The sequence below is a fragment of the Amycolatopsis regifaucium genome (genome assembly GCF_001613935.1).
GTDB lineage: Bacteria > Actinomycetota > Actinomycetes > Mycobacteriales > Pseudonocardiaceae > Amycolatopsis > Amycolatopsis regifaucium.
This window is the reverse complement of the sequence record NZ_LQCI01000034.1, coordinates 546300-563839: the sequence shown is the minus strand read 5'-3', so window position 1 is coordinate 563839 and position 17540 is coordinate 546300. Positions and strand designations below refer to the sequence as shown.

Annotated in this window: 18 protein-coding genes and 1 tRNA gene; 11 read left to right on the top strand and 8 right to left on the bottom strand. The window is 68.3% G+C overall.

Translation table 11 applies throughout. From position 1 onward, the window contains the following. Positions 1-111: 111 nt before the first annotated feature. Together AVL48_RS26475 and AVL48_RS40600 are read right to left on the bottom strand one after the other, a co-directional pair. Complete coding sequence (locus AVL48_RS26475) at positions 112-1311, bottom strand: MFS transporter (protein WP_074038219.1); 1200 nt, start codon at positions 1309-1311, stop codon at positions 112-114. Between the two features lie 82 nt (positions 1312-1393). Beyond that, on the bottom strand, positions 1394-1525 hold the full coding sequence (locus AVL48_RS40600) for a hypothetical protein (RefSeq protein ID WP_279626642.1): 132 nt from the start codon (positions 1523-1525) through the stop codon (positions 1394-1396). A gap of 121 nt (positions 1526-1646) precedes the next feature. Here AVL48_RS40600 and AVL48_RS26470 point away from each other — a divergent pair, with 121 nt between their 5' ends. Beyond that, entirely contained in the window at positions 1647-2525 is an 879-nt protein-coding gene (locus tag AVL48_RS26470; protein ID WP_061980243.1) for a LysR family transcriptional regulator, read from the top strand. Between the two features lie 148 nt (positions 2526-2673). Here the strand turns inward: AVL48_RS26470 and AVL48_RS26465 are convergent. Next, positions 2674-2746, bottom strand: a tRNA-Lys gene (locus AVL48_RS26465). A gap of 99 nt (positions 2747-2845) precedes the next feature. On the opposite strand from AVL48_RS26465, the gene AVL48_RS26460 reads away from it, so the two are divergent. From AVL48_RS26460 to AVL48_RS26450, 3 genes are all read left to right on the top strand, one after another. Further along, a complete protein-coding gene (locus tag AVL48_RS26460) occupies positions 2846-3385 on the top strand; it encodes a DinB family protein (RefSeq protein WP_061980596.1) in 540 nt (179 codons plus the stop codon). Positions 3386-3410: 25 nt separating this feature from the next. Then, a complete protein-coding gene (locus AVL48_RS26455) occupies positions 3411-4784 on the top strand; it encodes a nitrosuccinate lyase (RefSeq protein WP_061980244.1) in 1374 nt (457 codons plus the stop codon). A gap of 82 nt (positions 4785-4866) precedes the next feature. Further along, positions 4867-5862: an SCO0930 family lipoprotein gene (locus tag AVL48_RS26450; RefSeq protein ID WP_061980245.1), complete on the top strand. Its 996-nt coding sequence runs from the start codon at positions 4867-4869 to the stop codon at positions 5860-5862. 9 nt (positions 5863-5871) lie between these two features. On the opposite strand, the gene AVL48_RS26445 is transcribed toward AVL48_RS26450, so the two are convergent. Then, positions 5872-6468 (bottom strand): DUF4383 domain-containing protein, encoded by a 597-nt coding sequence (locus AVL48_RS26445; RefSeq protein ID WP_061980246.1) that lies wholly within the window; start codon positions 6466-6468, stop codon positions 5872-5874. A gap of 197 nt (positions 6469-6665) precedes the next feature. Here AVL48_RS26445 and AVL48_RS26440 point away from each other — a divergent pair, with 197 nt between their 5' ends. Together AVL48_RS26440 and AVL48_RS26435 are read left to right on the top strand one after the other, a co-directional pair. Next, the gene (locus tag AVL48_RS26440) at positions 6666-7574 is read left to right on the top strand and encodes a serine hydrolase (protein ID WP_061980247.1); all 909 of its coding nucleotides are present in this window, start codon (positions 6666-6668) and stop codon (positions 7572-7574) included. 67 nt (positions 7575-7641) lie between these two features. Next, entirely contained in the window at positions 7642-8481 is an 840-nt protein-coding gene (locus AVL48_RS26435) for an oxygenase MpaB family protein (RefSeq protein WP_061980248.1), read from the top strand. Here the strand turns inward: AVL48_RS26435 and AVL48_RS26430 are convergent, their stop codons facing one another. Further along, positions 8482-9699, bottom strand: coding sequence for an alpha/beta hydrolase (locus AVL48_RS26430; RefSeq protein WP_061980249.1), 1218 nt, complete (start codon positions 9697-9699; stop codon positions 8482-8484). Positions 9700-9836: 137 nt separating this feature from the next. Continuing rightward, positions 9837-10784 (bottom strand): alpha/beta hydrolase, encoded by a 948-nt coding sequence (locus AVL48_RS26425; protein WP_061980250.1) that lies wholly within the window; start codon positions 10782-10784, stop codon positions 9837-9839. Positions 10785-10927: 143 nt separating this feature from the next. Between AVL48_RS26425 and AVL48_RS26420 the strand changes: the two genes are divergently transcribed. From AVL48_RS26420 to AVL48_RS26400, 5 genes are all read left to right on the top strand, one after another. Then, positions 10928-11395, top strand: a complete 468-nt coding sequence (locus AVL48_RS26420; RefSeq protein WP_061980251.1) for a MarR family winged helix-turn-helix transcriptional regulator — start codon at positions 10928-10930, stop codon at positions 11393-11395. 27 nt (positions 11396-11422) lie between these two features. Beyond that, positions 11423-12271 carry an SAM-dependent methyltransferase gene (locus AVL48_RS26415; RefSeq protein WP_177242248.1) on the top strand — a complete coding sequence of 283 codons (849 nt, stop codon included), beginning with the start codon at positions 11423-11425 and terminating at the stop codon, positions 12269-12271. Between the two features lie 58 nt (positions 12272-12329). Beyond that, positions 12330-12866 (top strand): PadR family transcriptional regulator, encoded by a 537-nt coding sequence (locus AVL48_RS26410; RefSeq protein WP_061980252.1) that lies wholly within the window; start codon positions 12330-12332, stop codon positions 12864-12866. Between the two features lie 9 nt (positions 12867-12875). Beyond that, positions 12876-14894: an NADPH-dependent 2,4-dienoyl-CoA reductase gene (locus tag AVL48_RS26405; RefSeq protein ID WP_061980253.1), complete on the top strand. Its 2019-nt coding sequence runs from the start codon at positions 12876-12878 to the stop codon at positions 14892-14894. 95 nt (positions 14895-14989) lie between these two features. Beyond that, positions 14990-15943, top strand: a complete 954-nt coding sequence (locus tag AVL48_RS26400; RefSeq protein ID WP_061980254.1) for a prephenate dehydrogenase — start codon at positions 14990-14992, stop codon at positions 15941-15943. Between the two features lie 68 nt (positions 15944-16011). On the opposite strand, the gene AVL48_RS26395 is transcribed toward AVL48_RS26400, so the two are convergent. Next, entirely contained in the window at positions 16012-16248 is a 237-nt protein-coding gene (locus AVL48_RS26395) for an antitoxin (protein ID WP_061980255.1), read from the bottom strand. Between the two features lie 76 nt (positions 16249-16324). After that, positions 16325-17257, bottom strand: a complete 933-nt coding sequence (locus AVL48_RS26390; RefSeq protein WP_061980256.1) for a TauD/TfdA dioxygenase family protein — start codon at positions 17255-17257, stop codon at positions 16325-16327. Positions 17258-17540 lie beyond the last annotated feature (283 nt).

Below are 17540 nucleotides of genomic sequence, written 5' to 3'. Positions count from 1 at the left end.
GCCATCCACCTGGTGCTCGACGACCTCGACAGCCCGGATCCCATGGACGTCGGCTGGCTGGCCGACGTCCATGGGATGGGGCACCAAGGCGCCGGCTGTGCCTACTGGTGTTCACGTGTGGCCCTTTCCGGCCTGCGCGGCGTCGCGGTGCGAGCCGATGGCGGTCAGCAACGCGGTCACTGTCAACGCGACGCCGAACCACACCGCACCGGTGGGCCCGAAACCGCCGGCGAACAGTCCGCCGAGCAATGCGCCGAGTGCGATCGAGATGTTGTATCCCATGGTGTTGAGCGACATGGCGGCCTCGAAGGTGTCCGGGGCCGCGGCGAGCATCATGTTGACCTGGCAGAGATTGGCGGCGCCGAAGGACACTCCCCACACCACCACGGCGACGACCAGGCCCACCGGGCTGCCGCCGAGCACCAGGAGCAGCAGCAGCGAGGCGACGAGTCCGGTGCAGGCGACGACGAACGTCGCGCGCATGTTCCTGTTGACCGTGTGCCCGGCGACGAAGTTGCCGACCGCGCCGCCGACCCCGAACACGATCAGCAGCCCGGTCACCCACGCCGCCGACGCCCCGGCGCGCTGCTCCATGAAGGGGCGGATGAACGTGTACGCGCCGAAGTGCCCGAGTACGTAAAGCACGACGGTGGTCAGCACGACTCGCATCCGTCCGTTCCGGATCGGCAGCGCGAACACCTCCCGCACCGGGATGGCGCTCTGGGACGGCAGCGACGGAAGCGTGAGCACTACGGCGAGAAGGACCGCAAGGCTCAGGCCGCTCCAGATGAGGAATGTGGTGCGCCAATCGGTGAGGCTCTCGATGAACGTGCCCAGCGGCATGCCCACGACGGTGGCGATCGACATGCCGGAAAGCACCACCGCGGCGGCCTTGCTGGCCTTCTTGTCGGGGACGAGCCGCATCGCCATGGCGACGCCGATCGCCCAGAACACGCCGTGCGCGAACCCGGTGACGAGCCGGGCGGCCAGGACGATCGGGAAATTCGGCGACACGGCCGTGAGGAGGTTGCCGACCGCCATGATCGCCAGCAGCGTGGCGAGGAGAGCACGGCGGTTCACCTTGCGGCTCCACGCGACCAGGAACGGCACCCCGACGCCCGCGGAGATGCCGTACAGCGTCACCATCATGCCCGCGAGGCCGACGGAGACGGACAGTCCCGCACTGACCGGGGTGAGCAGCCCGATGGGCATCAGCTCGGTGGTGACGAAGACGAACAAGCTCGCGGTGATGGCCGCGACGCCCAGCCACGCCCGGAACTGTGAGCGCGGTTCAGTACTGACAGTGGTCATAGGTGTCCTTGTGAACGTCCCCGCACGAACGGGGAATCGAGGGTGAGTTCAGGAGAAGGCGGGCTCGCGTCGCGGCCGCGCTTCAGCTCGGAGAACTCGTCCGCCACGGCGACTGTGACGACCCGTCCCGCAGCGCGCCCGCGGCCTTGCCGCGCACCGCCGGGGTGCGGGACGGGACCGAAGAACGCGATCCGGTCACCGGCGTATCGGTCATGACGATCCGTTCATCTCCGAAGTCCTGATGTGGCCTTGCCACAACTCAAAGTCTTGCGGGGCGACAACGATGAGTCCAACGCATTGTTGGCACTTCAGCAATGCCGTGTCAGCATTGATCTATGGAGCTCCAACAGATGCGTTACGTCCTCGCCGTCGCCGAGACGAACAGCTTCACCCGTGCCGCGGAGCAATGCCTGGTCGTCCAGTCGGCGCTGAGTCGCCAAATCGCCGGCCTCGAACGGGAACTGGGCGCACGGCTGTTCGACCGCACCAGCCGCCATGTGCGCATCACCCCGGCCGGAAAGGCTTTCGTGGCCGCGGCCCGCGAGAGCCTCAACGCCGCGGAGCGGGCAGCCGCCGACGTCGCAGCGGTGACCGGCGAGGTGCGCGGCAGGCTCGCCCTCGGCCTCATCCCCACCGTGGCCGCCGTCGACATCCCGGACGCGCTGAGCCGGTTCCACGACAGATATCCCGAGGTCCAGCTGAACATCCGCGTCGGCGGCAGCGAAGAACTCACCGAACAGGTCAGACAGGGCAGGATCGAGGTCGCCTTCCTCGGATTGCCCACCAGCGTGCGACCGGTGGGCGTCAACGCCCATGAACTCGCCCGGGACCGGCTGGTCGCCGTCGTCGCCCCTGACCACCCGTTGGTGGGCGAACCAGCCGTCGACCTCGCTCGGCTCTCCACCGAGACCTTCATCGACCTGCCACCGCACTCGGCCGCGCGGGCGCAGTCGGACGAGGCATTCGCCGCCGCGGGTCTGAACCGCGAGGTCGCTTTCGAGGTCACCACGGCGGATTTCATGATGGCCCGGCTCGTACGGAAGGGGCTGGCGATCGCGCTACTGCCGTCGGCCTATGTCCCCTACCTGACCGGTCTGGCCACCATCGAAATCACCGACGCCCCCATACGCGTCGAGTACCTCATCTGGAACGGTGCCGGACGCACCCCGGCGGCGACCGCGTTCCTCGATCTGCTGGACCTACCGGACCGCTGACTACGGGACGATTCCCGCTCCGGCGCGACACGCGTCCGACTCCACGAAGGCGAGTGGAACGCAAATCCGAGGTCCCGAGATCACGTCGAATGCCGCCGGGCCCACGGACCAAAAACATCCCCGCTGATCAGCGAGGATGTCGAGGGAGTGGGCCGCCTGGGGCTCGAACCCAGAACCTACGGATTAAAAGTCCGCAGCTCTACCAATTGAGCTAACGGCCCGTGCGGCCGAGTCTAGTAGACCGCCGCCGACCACCAGGATGGCGGGGCGGCAGCTTCGGCGCCACGGAATTGTCGGGGGTGTCTGCCATGGTCGGGGGCATGGACGCGATCCCCGAGGAGAACTACCCCATCGACTGGTCCGGCGACAGGCCGGAGGTGTCGCGCACGGCGAGCGAGCGGCAGATCTTGACGTCTCTCCTCGACTGGCATCGTCGCACCTTCGAGCTGAAGTGCCAGGGTCTGACGCCGCAGCAGCTGGCCCTGCGGTCGACGGAACCGTCGACGTTGTCGCTGCATGGGCTGCTCAGGCACCTCACCGGCACCGAGCGCTGGTGGTTCCGCATCCAGTTCGCGGGCGAGGACGTCCCCCTGCTGTATTACTCCGACGAGCGGCCCGAGCAGGACTTCGACGACACCGATGGTGACGTCGAGGTCGCGTGGGCGGCGTGGCGCGAGGAGTGCGCGCGGTCCAGGGAAATCGTCTCGGGGGCCTCGCTCGACGACACGGGCAAGAGCCGCCGCGACGGTGAGCCGTTCTCGCTGCGCTGGTTGCTGGTCAACCACATCGCCGAGTACGCGCGCCACAACGGCCACGCCGACCTGGTGCGTGAGCGCATCGACGGGAGGACAGGCCGCTGATGGACGGGGGTGCGATGCTGGGCCGATGAACGCCGATCCCGATTCCGGCCTCCTCTCCCCGGTCCGCGCGGGCACGCCCGCCGAGGCGGCGACGGGGGATCTCGCCTGGGTGCGGGCCCTGCTCGACACCGAGGCCGCGCTCGCGAGGGCGCAGGCGCGCACGGGGCTGATCCCGACGGCCGCCGCGGACGCGATCACCGAGGCCGCCGCGTCGGCCGAGATCGACGTGGTCGCGTTGGCGAGGGCGGCACGTGAGACGGCGAACCCGGTCGTGGGGCTGATCAAGGAACTGACCGCGGCCGCCGGCACGGAGTACGTCCATCGTGGTTCGACCAGTCAGGACATCTTCGACACCGCGATGATGCTGGTCGCCGCGCGGACGCGGGAACTCCTCACCGCGGACCTCGAGGCGACGGCGGACGCGCTGGCGGACCTCGCCCGCGCCCATCGCGACACGATCATGGCCGGACGCACGCTCACCGCCCACGCGGTCCCGACGACGTTCGGGCTCAAGGCGGCGGGGTGGCGTCAGTTGACGCTCGACACGCTCGACAGGTTGAACCGTGTCGTCCTGCCGGTCTCGCTCGGCGGGGCGGCCGGGACGCGGGCCGCGTATGCCGAGTACGCGCGCCTCGCCGAGTTGCCCGACGGCTATCCGCAGCGGCTGCAGACGGCCTTCGCCGAAGAGACCGGGCTCGCCGAGACGACGCTTCCCTGGCACACCCTCCGCACCCCGACGGCCGACCTCGCGGCGGCGCTCTCGTTCACCGCCGCCGCGCTCGGGAAGATCGCGGTCGACGTCCAGTTCCTGACGCGTACCGAGGTCGGCGAGGTCAGCGAGCCCGCGGATGAGGGCCGTGGCGGTTCTTCGGCGATGCCGCACAAACGCAATCCGGTGCTGGCGACGCTGATCCGGTCGGCCGCGCTCCAGGTGCCGGTGCTGGCCACCGGCGTCACCCAGGCCCTGCTCTCCGAGGACGAACGGTCCGCGGGCGCGTGGCACGCCGAGTGGCAGTTGCTGCGCGAATGTCTGCGGCTGACCGGCGGCGCCGCGCACACCGCGGCCGAACTCGCCCGCGGCCTGGTCGTCCACGACGGCCGTATGCGCGACAACCTGGGCCTCACGCACGGCCAGATCGTTTCCGAACGGCTTTCCACCGTGCTCGCCCCGCTGCTGGGCAAGACGCGGGCCAAGGACGTCCTCGGTCAGGCGGCCAAGCTCGCGCTGGCGCAGGATCGGCCCCTCGGTGCGGTCCTTTCCGACCTGCCGGAGGTAACCGGAGTCCTGCCCGCGGAATCCCTCGCCGACCTGCTGGATCCCGCGAACTACACCGGCTCGGCCGGGGTGCTGACGGACGCCGCGCTGGAAGTCAGCGAAGGAAATCCGAGCACTTCTTGAACCGGTCCCGTAGGGGGTCCGTGTAGGGGGTACAAGCTCACCGCGCCAAGCCGCGGAACCCCTACGAACAAGGAGAAATCCCATGCTTCGCAAGCGTTTCGTCGTCGCAACGGCGTCTGCGGCCGCGGGCCTGGCGCTGCTGTCGGCCTGTTCGGGTGGCACCGAGGCCACTTCGCCCGCCGTCGCGCCGGCCGCCGCGGTGGCCGGAGCGGGCGGGAACGCCCCCGCGGCCAAGGGTGAGACCAAGGTGGCCGTGGCCGAAGCCGGGGATCTCGGCCAGGTACTCGTCGACAAGGACGGGTTCACCTTGTACCGCTTCGACAAGGACAGCGCGAAACCGCCGAAGTCCAATTGCGACGGTGACTGCGCGAAGGCATGGCCGCCGGTGCTCGCGGACGGCGACGTGCGGATCGAAGGCGTGGACCAGGCGCTGGTCGGGGAGCTGACCCGCGCCGACGGCCGCAAGCAGGTCACTGTCGGCGGTTGGGCGCTCTACCGCTACGCCAAGGACGCCAAGGCAGGCGAGACCAAGGGGCAAGGAGTCGGAAGCACCTGGTACGCCGCGAACGCCAAGGGCGGCAAGGCCGGGCAGGCGGCCAAGGAGGCTCCTGCCGAGCAGAAGGCGGAGGGTGCCACGAAGCTGGTCGCTGGCAACGTCGACGGCATCGGACCGGCCATTGTGGACAAGGACGGCTTCACCCTCTACATGTTCACCAAGGACAAGAAGAACAAGCAGCCGACCTGCAACGGTGACTGCGCGAAGGCATGGCCGCCGGTGCTCGCCGAGGGCGACGTCCAGCTCGAAGGCATCGACTCGAAACTGCTCGGCACCGTGAAGCGCGCGGACGGCACCACTCAGGTCACCGTCGGCGGCTGGGCCGTTTACCGCTACGCCAAGGACGCCAACGCGGGTGAGGCGAACGGGCACGGCGTCGGCGGCACCTGGTTCGTCATCGAGCCCGCCGGCTGCAAGAGCACCGCGCCGGTGAAGGACAAGGCAGCCCAAAGCGGGAACGCCGCCCCCAAGAAAGAGGAGGGCGCTCCCGCCGAGGCCGGTGGTTCGGAGTACGGCTACTGAGCCGAAGACCTAGTGGGCCAGGCCCGGCGGTCGCTCCTCACGAGCGACGGTCGGGCTTTTTTCATGCTTCGGCGACCGCGAACCGTCGCGGACGGGGTCGACGGCCGTGGCGCTGTCGGCCCGGTCCACGACCACGTTTTCTTCCTCGTCCTCCGGCAGCAGCACCTTGTGCCGCGCGGGCAGGAACGCGATCACCAGACCGAGCGCGGCGAGGCCGAGGTGCAGCCAGTTGTCCGGCCCGTTGAGGTTGAACGGGTTACCCGCCTCTGAGACCGGGTTCGTCGAAACGGTCCCGGTGATCATGAGACCCCAGACGAACAGGGCCCCGAAGGCGACGAAGGTCAGGAAACCGAAGACCCGGGCCCGCCCTGAGCTGAAGGTCAGCAGCAGACCGATCAAGCCCATCAGGACGAATCCGAGGTTGTAGAGCGGGTTCACCGAGAAACCGAGAACGGTCGTGTCGCTGCGACCGGCGAAATCGGCGAACCCGGTCCGGGTGAAGCCCACGATCCCGAACACCAGGAAGGCCAGGCTCGCCAGCCCGGCCAGGACCTGCGCGGGCTGGAGCCCGGCGGTCCGAATACGAGCGCGTTGTGTACGTGCCATTGCTCCGCCTTCCAGAATTGGCGACCTGAAGTCACGCTGGGGGCCGAATACCCACGGGTCCTCCCGGACAAACCGGAAAGTCGCTCTTTGCTGACGCCGCGCGTTCAAGGGGTTACCGAACCCGTGCCCAAACGAGACTCACGTCACACAAGCGTCTCAATCGCGAACACGAATGGGTGAATCAGTCAACAAGTCGTGTGGGCAAGGTGAACGGAGTCTTCCTCCTGGTGGGGCTGTGCCTGGGGGCCATCCTCGCGATGCTGTTGGTTCCGCCGTCGCGGCCCGACACGACGGTCATCGCCGCGGCGTCGGGGGCCGCGGCGATGACCGTCGAAGCGGAGGCGGTCGAGCCCACGGACCTGCCGCCCTCCCCCGCGCCGGACCCGCCCGCCTCGAACGAGCCCGGCAAGCCGGCGACCGTCGATGCGAATGCCCTCGCGGCCCTCGTCCCCGATGGGCAGGTGAGCGTGGTCGTCTACGACCGCGTCGCCAAGAAGAACACGGTTTCCCTTCAGCCGGGCCGTTCCTACACCTCGGCGTCCCTGGTGAAGATCCTCATCGCGCTCGAAGCGCTCAAAGCGGGCACGCCGCCGGGCACCGTGCAGCGGATGCTCTCGGTCAGCGACGACGAGATCGCCAGCAGACTGTGGTCCGAACTCGGCGGACCCGCCATCGTCACCCGTTGGGCGGCCGAAATCGGCCTCCGGGGCACCCGTCCGCCCGAGGATCCCGGCCGCTGGGGAGACACCCGGATCACCGCCGCCGACATCGCGAAGATCTACCGTTACTTACTGGACCAGGTCACCGCGGGATCGCGGACGACCATCATGCGCGCGTTGAGCGGCGCGACAGAGAGCGGTTCCGACGGGATTCGCCAGTACTTCGGCATTCCGGACGCCGTCGGTGACCTCCGCTGGTCGGTCAAGCAGGGCTGGGCGTGCTGCCGCGGCAGCCGGATCCTGCACAGCTCCGGAGTCGTGGGCAAGGACGACCGCCACATCGTCGTCGTACTGACATCGCAGCCGACGTCGACCACCTATACCAGCGGCGGCAGGCGGGTGACCGAGGTGGCGAAAGCGCTGGTCCCGGCATTGCCTCCGGGCTGATCCCACTATTGACGCTCTGTAAACAAGGTGGGACAGTGGCTGTACGCCGCTCTCTCGGGAGGTCGTCATGAGCACCGAAGCCCGCCTGTCCGCCCTGACCCCGCTCGGCGCGGATTCCGTTGCCTGGCAAGTGGTCGGCGACCGGAGACTGCTGCTCGGCGCCGGGACGGCGCTCCTGTTGCAGGTCGCGCATCCGGTGGTCGGCGCCGGGGTCAACGACCATTCGAACTACCCCGAGGATCCCTGGGGCCGCCTCGACCGGACCATCGATTCGTTGCTGTCACAGGTTTTCGGCGGACCAGAGGCGAAGGCGGAAGCCGAGCGGCTCCGCGAGCTGCACCAGACGATCAAAGGCGTCGACCACCACGGCGAGCGCTATCACGCGCTGCACCCCGAGGCCTACCGGTGGGTGCACGGCTCGACGTTCTGGACGATCGTCCGTATGCAAGAGGTCTTCGTGCATCCCTTGTCCCGCAACGAAAAAAGTCGATTCTACGCGGAATGGCACCGGCTGGGCCTGCTACTCGGCCTCCGCGAACACCACCTGCCGTCGAACCTCGAAGGCTTCGAGGCCTACTTCGACGACGTGGTCGCGAACCGCCTCGAAGACAACCACACCGTTCGGGAACTGCTCCACTCGATCACCATGCGGGACACCCCTCCGCCGCCGTGGTGGTTCTTGCCGGAAGTCCTGTGGCGCCCGGTCCGCCCGGCGGGCGGGAACGTCCTGACGCTGTGCGCGATCGGCCTGCTGCCTACGGCTTTGCGTGAGCGGTTGAGTCTCAAGTGGACAGACGGGGACGAGCGCCGCCTCCGGCGGCTGAGCGCGATCACCAGGGCTGCCGGGAAACGAGTACCCGACCGGCTTCGCCTGTATCCCAAGGCGTACCGCGCCAAACGCGGTTAGCTACTCGACGACGTCGACCAGCGCGCCCTTCGCCCCGGTGTTGGGCAGCGGCCACGGAGTGACCCCGCCGTTGGTGACGATCTTCTTGTCCTGCGGCATACACGGCGGCACGGTCCGCGCGCCGATCCACGCCAGCACGTCGGGCACCTGCGCCTTGAAGGTGTTCATGTTGTGCCCGGCGTCCGGGATCCGCCACGACGAGAGCGTCGCGGGAGCGCGGACGGCCGCCTGGATCTGGTCGATCGAGAAGCTCTCGAAACTTTCCTTGTCCCCCGCGATCGCGAGGAGGTCGACCGGAGACGGATGCTTCCGCAGGTTGATCGTGACCGTGTTCGCGTCGACGATGTCCTGCCTGCCCTTGAACAGGTTCTCCGTCTCCGCGTCCACTGAAGCCTTGTAGTAGCCGCTGACGCTCGCCGCCTGGCCGTACCACTGCGGATGCCTGGTCACCAGGTTCATCGCGCAGTACCCGCCCGAGGACCAGCCCGCCATCGTCCACGCCTTCCGCTGCGGGTTGGCGCCGAGTTTCTCGATCGCCCAATCGCGGATGTCGGCGGTCAGGTAAGTGTCGTTGGCGGTGCCGTTGACCTCGTCGATGCATTCGGTGTCGTGGCCGACCTTCGGTTTCCCGGTCGGATCCGGGATGACCACGAGGGTCGGCGGGAGCACGTGCTTCGCGATGGCCGCGTCGAGCTTGGCGGGCAGTTCGTAGGGGCCGGTGACCACTTCGGGACCGGAGGGGTAGTTCGGGATCCATTCGATGACCGGGAACTTGAGTGACCGGTACGCGGGATCGTAGTACTGGGGCGGGAAGTACACCGAGACGTCGCGGGTGAGGCCGGTGCGTTTGCCGGTCACCGTCATGTGCACGACGGAGCCCCTGCCCTCCTTGGCGCGCATCGCGCCGGCGTCGCGCAGCTTGTCGAGATCCGCGCCGTCCTGGCCCGCGACGGCGTCGACGGTCTCCCCGGAGTACACGCCGGTACCGAACAGGGCGCCGACCGTCGGGAAGAACCCGCCGATCATGTTCCCGCCCATCCCGGCGCTGACCAAGATCAGCACCACCGCGGTCAGGATCGTGGCGCTGCGCCCGATCACCTTGCGGCGCCAGCGTTCCCAGAAGAACGGCACCGCGATGATCGCGAGCAGGGTCAGCACGACGACGATGACGAGGTTCAGCGTCGAATCCAGCCGGATGGCACTCAGTCCCAGTCCCATGGCGCTCGTGTCCCTCCCCACCGGAGCGCGCGTCACCGCGACGCATCTCCCACATCCGGATCAAGAGACGTGCGACCACCGGAAAGTGTTGTCCAGGGTGACGCGCGTCACCCTGGACAATTTCATGATCCGGTTACTCAGCCTTCGAGGGCGGTCCGCAGGACCCCGATCGCCTGCTTGATCGCGGCGTCCGCGGCGTGAGTTTCACGCAGGGTGTTGAGCATGACGAAGTCGTGGACGATGCCCTGGTACCGCACCGCCGTCACCGGAACTCCGGCCTGACGCAGCTTCGCGGCGTACGCCTCGCCTTCGTCGCGCAGGACGTCGGCCTCTCCGGTGATCACCAGGGCGGGCGGAAGGCCGGACAGCTCTTCAAGGCTCGCCCGCAGCGGCGAAGCGGTGATTTCCGCGCGCTGCGCCGGGTCGGTCGTGTACTGGTCCCAGAACCACTTCATGCCGTCGAGGGCGAGGAAGTAGCCGTCGGCGAACTGACGGTAGGACTCGGTGTCGAAGTTCGCGTCGGTGACCGGGTAGAAGAGCACCTGCTGACGGAAGGTGACATCGCCACGCTGCTTCGCCATGAGGGTGAGGGCGGCCGTCATGTTCCCGCCGACGGAGTCACCGGCGATCGCGATCTTCGTGCCGTCGAGCCCGTTCTCGGCGCCGTGCTCGGCGACCCACTTCGCGACGGCGTAGTTCTGCTCGATGGCAACCGGGTAGCGCACCTCCGGCGAGCGGTCGTACTCAGGGAAGACGACGGCCGCGCCGGTGCCGACGGCGAGTTCGCGGACCAGGCGTTCGTGCGTGTGGAAGTTCCCGAAGACCCAGCCCGCGCCGTGGATGTAGACGATCACCGGGAGCGTGCCGGTAGCACCGGCCGGCCGGACGATGCGGACCTCGACGCCGTCGACGTGCGTGGTCTCGACGTCCGCGGCGGGCAGTTCGACGTCGCCGCCCTGGACTTCGTCGACGGCCTTGCGGCCTTCCTCCGGCGGTAACTCGAAGAGGAACGGCGGGTTCGCGGTGGCCTCGACGAAGGCCTGCGCGGCCGGTTCGAGGGCCAGGTTGTGCGGGTTGGCGGTCATTTCTGCCTCCTGGGAGTCGAAGTCGATGAACTGAAGGTAGCTCGCAACTCAGTTGCGCACAACTAAAATGCTCTCAAGGAGATTTTCCCCACTCGAGTGGCGCGCTGAGGCATGATCGGCACACCATGGGACGAGGAGGACAGATGCCAACAGAAGACACCGGATCGCTGTGCCTGGACGACCAGTTGTGCTTCGGGCTCTACGCGGCATCGCGCGCCGTGACCGCGCTCTACCGCGTGGTACTCGACGACCTGGGCCTGACCTATCCGCAGTACCTGGTGATGCTCGCGCTTTGGGAGAAGGACCAGCGGCTGGTCAAGGACCTCGGCACCGTGCTGAACCTCGACTCCGGCACGCTGTCACCCCTGCTCAAGCGGCTGGAGAAGGCCGAACTGGTCCGGCGTGACCGGCAGGCCGACGACGAGCGGTCCGTTCGCATCAGCCTGACCGAGGACGGCGCCCGGCTCAGGGCCCGCGCAAGAGGCATCCCGAAGGTCATCGGCGACGCGATGGGCCTCGACGCGGCCGGACTCGCCAGGACCCGCGCGGAGCTCGATCGCTTGACAGAATCCGTGAACGCCTACCGCGAGGCCTACGTCCCGGCCGGTTAGCATGGAATTTCCGGCGCGGACAAAGGGATGACGATGATCGATCACGACGCGGCGCTCAAGGCCGTCGAGAACAGCTTGGACCGGCCGTCCGCGGCCCGCGTCTACGACTACTTCATCGGCGGCGACACGCATTACGCCATCGACCGCAATTTCGCCGAGAAGGTGCGCCAGCGTCTGCCGCTCATGGGCGAGTACTGCAAGACCAGCAGGCAGTTCCTCGGCCGCGCCGTGCGGCACTGCGCGGAACTGGGCATCCGGCAGTTCGTCGACATCGGTTCCGGCCTGCCGACCGCCGGCAACGTCCACGAGGTCGCCGACGAGGCGCGGCCGGAGGAGGACACGCATGTCCTCTACATCGACAACGAGCCGATCGCGCTCGCGCACTCGACGCTGCTGCTCGCCGACACCGCCGACCCGGACCGCCACCACGCGATCGCCGCGGACCTGTTCGACCCCGAGGATCTTTGGGCCAGGGTGATGGACGCCGGGATCATCGACGTCCGGCAGCCCATCGCGCTGGTGATCAACGCGGTCATGCATTTCATCAAGGACGAGCAGGACCCGGACGGGCTGCTGGACTTCTACCGCGACCGGCTCGCGCCCGGCTCGCTGCTGGTGCTCTCGCAGATGACCAATGAGAACCCGGCCAACGACGAGGAACGTCAGGCGCTGCTGGACATCCTCGAGTACTACGAGACCACGACGAACCCCGGTTTCCTGCGCACGATGGACGAGTTCCGGCGGTTCTTCGGCGGCTGGCCGCTGCTGGAGCCGGGCCTGGTCTACGCGCCGGCGTGGCACCCGGACGAGAAGACCGTCTTCGCCGCGACCCCCTCGGAGTCACGCGTCATCGGCGGTGTCGCCCGCAAGCCGTAGCTTCCCACGTGACCCACGTCGCCTTGCAGTGCAACTAGGTGCATATGAAACTAGGTGCATGGCACTGGAGCACGCGATCCTGGTTTCGCTGTCCGAGCGGTCCGGCTCGGGTTACGAGCTGACGCGTCGTTTCGAGAAGTCCATCGGGCTGTGGTGGAACGCCACCCACCAGCAGATCTACCGCGTCCTCAAGCGGATGGAGGACGCCGGCTGGGTCGCCGTCGACCAGGTCGCGCAGTCCGGGAAGCCCGACAAGAAGGTCTACACCGTCGGTGCCGCGGGCCGTGCCGAACTGGCCCGCTGGCTCGCCGAGCCCGATCCCGCCGCCACGGCTCGGGAACTCGCCGTCAAGATCCGCGGCGCGACGCTCGGTGACCCCGGTGCCGTCGCCGCCGAGATCACCCGGCATCGCGACGCGCACGCGGCCCAGCTCGACGCCTACCTGCTGATCGAGAAGCGCGACTTTCCCGACCCGAGCATCCTCAGTGGACAGTCGTTGCATCAGTTCCTCGTGCTGCGCGGAGGAATCCGAACCGAACAGGGCCATGTCGAATGGCTCGAGGAAGTCCTCCAGGCATTCCACCACGATGCGTAAGGACCAGCGATGAGCCTGTACCCGAACCTGCTGTCCCCACTCGATCTCGGCTTCACCACCTTGCGCAACAGGGTGATCATGGGCTCGATGCACACCGGCCTCGAGGACAAGGAAGCGCATTTTCCGCAACTGGCCGAGTATTACGCCGAACGCGCCCGCGGTGGCGTCGGGCTGATCGTCACCGGCGGGTTCGCGCCGAACCGGACAGGCTGGCTCCTGCCGATGGCCTCGAAGCTCTCGACGCGTGCGGAAGCCAAGGCGCACAAGCGACTCACGGATCCGGTCCACGAGGCGGGCGGCAAGATCGCACTGCAGATCCTGCACGCGGGCCGATATTCCTACCACCCGCTGAGCGTTTCCGCGTCGAGCAGCAAAGCGCCGATCAACCCGTTCAAGCCGCGAGCCCTTTCCGGGTCCGGCGTACTGCGGCAGATCCGCGCGTTCGCCGATTGCGCCTTTCTGGCCAAGGAAGCGGGCTACGACGGCGTCGAGATCATGGGCTCCGAGGGCTATTTCATCAACCAGTTCCTCGCCGAGCGGACCAACAAGCGCACCGACAAGTGGGGCGGCAGCGCGGAGAACCGTCGCCGGATCGCCGTCGAAATCGTGCGCCGCACCCGCGAAGCGGTCGGCGAGGACTTCATCATCGTCTATCGCCTGTCCATGTTGGATCTCGTCGAAGGCGGACAGCGCTGGGAAGACGTCGTCGCGCTGGCCAAGGAGGTCGAAGCGGCGGGCGCGACGATCATCAACACCGGCATCGGCTGGCACGAGGCGCGGGTGCCCACGATCGTGACGTCGGTGCCGCGCGCGGCGTTCACCTGGGTGACCGGAAAGCTGAAGCCGCACGTCGGGATCCCGGTCGTCACGTCGAACCGGATCAACATGCCGCAGGTCGCCGAGGAGGCGCTGGCGAGCGGCGACGCGGACCTGGTGTCGATGGCGCGGCCGTTCCTCGCCGACCCGGAGTGGATCCGCAAGGCCGAGACCGGGCGCGAGGACGAGATCAACACCTGCATCGCCTGCAACCAGGCCTGTCTCGACCACGCGTTCAAGCGGAAATTGGTGTCCTGCATGGTCAATCCCCGCGCGGGCCACGAGACCACGCTGACACTGGCGCCTGCCCGCAAGACCAAACGCGTCGCCGTCGTCGGCGCGGGCCCCGCCGGGCTCGCGGCCGCGACCAGCCTCGCCGAGCGGGGGCACGCCGTCGAACTGTTCGAGGCCGAGGACGAGATCGGTGGTCAGTTCGGGATCGCGCGCAAGATCCCCGGCAAGGAGGAGTTCGCGGAGACCATCCGGTACTACACGCGACGGCTGGAGGTCACCGGCGTCAAGGTCCGTCTCGGCTCCCGGGTGGCCGCCGCCGACCTCGTCGGTGCCGGCTTCGACGAGGTGGTGCTGGCCACCGGCGTGACACCGCGCGTGCCGTCGCTTCCCGGCATCGACCACCCGAAGGTTCTGTCCTATGTGGACGTCGTCCGGCACGGGAAACCGGTCGGCGGGAAGGTCGCCGTGATCGGCGCGGGCGGGATCGGCGTGGACGTCAGCGAGTTCCTGACGCACACCACCTCCCCCGCGCTCGATCTGGAGGCGTGGATGGCCGAATGGGGTGTCACCGATCCCGAGCGGGCCGCGGGCGGTCTCACCGAGCGCAAGGTCGAGCCGTCACCTCGGCAGGTCTTCCTGCTACAGCGCAAGAAGTCCGGGATCGGGGCGGGATTGGGCAAGACCAGTGGCTGGGTGCACCGGGCGGCACTGAAGGCCAAACGCGTCGAGCAGCTCACCGGGGTCACCTACGACCGGATCGACGACGACGGCCTGCACATCACCGTCGGTGACAAGCCGCGCGTGCTCGATGTGGACACCGTCGTCGTCTGCGCGGGACAGGAGCCGGTGCGCGACCTCGCCGACGACCTGCGGACGGCCGGATTGCCGGTGCATCTGATCGGCGGCGCCGACGTCGCGGCGGAACTGGACGCCAAACGGGCCATCGATCAGGGAACGCGCCTCGCGGCTGTTCTCTGAGTATCTGTCGGTGAATCCGCGCCGCGATCGACCTCGTCAGGCTCTGACGTGGGACCAAGTAGGTGGCAGGATGAACCCTTGTGCGAGACGTATGCGTGATCGGGCTCGGGTTGATCGGCGGTTCGCTGCTGCGCGCGGCGCATTCGATCGGCCGCACCACGTTCGGGGCGACGACCTCCGAAGCTGACGCGGACGCGGCCAGCAGAGCGGGTTTCGACGTGACCACGCAGGTCGAGGCGGCGCTGGGCAAGGCGGCGGAGCGGGACGCGATGATCGTGCTCGCGGTGCCGCTGCCCGCGGTCGAAGACGTGCTTCGTACCGTTTCGCGGGTCGCCGGGCACTGCGTGCTCACCGACGTCACCAGTGTGAAGGGCCCGGTGCTGGACGGCGTCCGGCGTCGTGCGCCCTACGCGAAGTTCGTCGGCGGGCATCCGATGGCCGGGACCGCGGAGTCCGGGTGGAAGGCGAGCAACCCGGCGCTGTTCGGCGGGGCCGCGTGGGTGCTCGGCGTCGAGCACGACACCGACCTGACGGCGTGGGCCGAGGTCGCCCAGCTGGTCCTGGACGTCGGAGCGCACGTCGTGCCGCTGCCCGCGGACTCGCACGACGAGACGGTCGCGCGGATCTCGCATCTGCCGCATATCTTCGCGGCCATCCTGGCCACGATCGGCGCGCAGGGCGGGCCGCTGGCGATGTCGCTGGCGGCCGGGTCCTATACGGACGGCACGCGGGTGGCCGGGTCGAGCCCGGCGCTGGTGCGGGCGATGACCGAGGGGAACCGGGACGCGCTGTTGCCGATCGTCGACGAAGCACTCGGACGACTGGGCGCGGCGCGCGGCTCGCTGGCGTCGACGGGTGGGCTCGCGGTGACGGTCAACTCCGGCTACGAGGGCGCGCAAGCGTTTGCGGCCAGTAAGGACGCGGAGCGCGCGGGGGTGCGCGTCAGCCTGACCGCTCCGGACGCCCGCGACGGCCTGATCGCCCTCGGCGAGCGCGGTGGCCGGATCACGGCGATCGACGGCGACACCGCGGTCGGCGAGGTCTCCTGACGCGTTTCGTCCTCTGGATGCGGTAGTTGCGTGCGCAAGGACCGCATTCAGAGGACGAAATGCGGTGGTTATCGGCCCTGGGGCGGCTGCTGCTGGTCCTGCTGGGGCGGGTTGTCCGGGGTGTCGTCGAACTTGTTGATGAAGCCCTTCGCCTTTTCGACGCCGGAGTCGATCTGGGAGTCGTGGCCGGAGAACTTCGACTTGGCGAACTCCGCCGCCTTGTCCACGCCGCCCTCGATCTTGTCGTTGTGCTCACGAAGAGCGTCGGTGGCCTTATTCTTCAATTCATCGAAGTTGATGCCCATGGCCTCATCGTCACACAGGTCGCGGGGTGCCCGCCCGGGACGGGCGCGCCGATCACCCGTCGCGGGGACCGCCCGCTCAAAACGGCCGGTCACCCACGATGGCGACACGTTCGGCCACCCGCGCGTACGGGTGGTAATCGTTGACGGCGTAATGCTGGGTCGCGCGGTTGTCCCAGAACGCCACCGAGCCGGGCCGCCAGGTGAAGCGCACCTGGAACTCCGGGATGTGCGCGCGGCTGAACAGGTACCGCAGGAGCCTGTCGCTCTCCTCGCGTTCGAGTCCGACGATGTGCGTCGTGAAGGCCTGATTCACGAAGAGGGTTCGCCGTCCGGTCTCGGGATGCGTGCGGACGACGGGATGCTCGACCGGCGGGAACGCGTCCTGGTGCCGCGAGAGTGTTTCCGGATCGGAGAACCGGGCGAAGCCGGGGATGAAGTCGTGCACCGCCTTCAGCCCGTCGATCCGGGCACGGACATTTTCCGGCAGGTTGTCGTAGGCGGCGGCCATGTCGGCCCACATCGTGTCGCCGCCGACCGGCGGGACCTCGATCAGCCGCAGCACCGAGCCGAGCGCCGGCGCGGGCCGGAAGGTGACGTCGACGTGCCAGATGTTCTCGAACGCGGGCATGGTCGCCGAACGGGTGAAACGGGTGGTGTCCTCGGTTTCGCCCTGGGGGATGAACGGGTTCGTCTCCAGCTCACCCCAGTGCGCGGCGAAGGCGCGCTGGTGGGCCGTGGTGATGCGCTGGTCGCGGAAGAACAGCACCTTCCACTCCAGCAGCGCGCGGTTCAACTCCGCCTGGAGGGCGGGCGTCAGCGGCTCGGCGAGGTCGACGCCGCCGATCTCGGCACCGATCACCCGTCCCAGCGGACGCAGCGCGAAAAGTTCGTAAGGGCGTTCTTCCACGCATTCCGGCAGGCGACGCAGTACGCGGGCGCCTTCGAGGATTCCGCCGTCGGGGACGGTCGCGGGGCGGAGGAGGACACGGTCGGGCAGTTCGATGGACATGCGGGCTCCCTGGATTCACCGTCTTCGAGGACTTGACGAGATGGGGAGCTACGCGGGCGGCGAGCCCAGACGTCCACGGCGCAGGAGCAGCGCGACGACACCTTCGCCCGCCGAGCGGATCGACGAGGACTGCCGGATGGTGGACACGCCGTCATGGTGGCCCCGGCGCGAGCAGGCGGTCAACGTCGTCCACGGTCCGGGACGGCGGGTGTCGACACCATCGGGTCGATCCGGCCCGGATCATGTATCCACGGAGATGACCTCCGCCTCTTTTGATCCCATT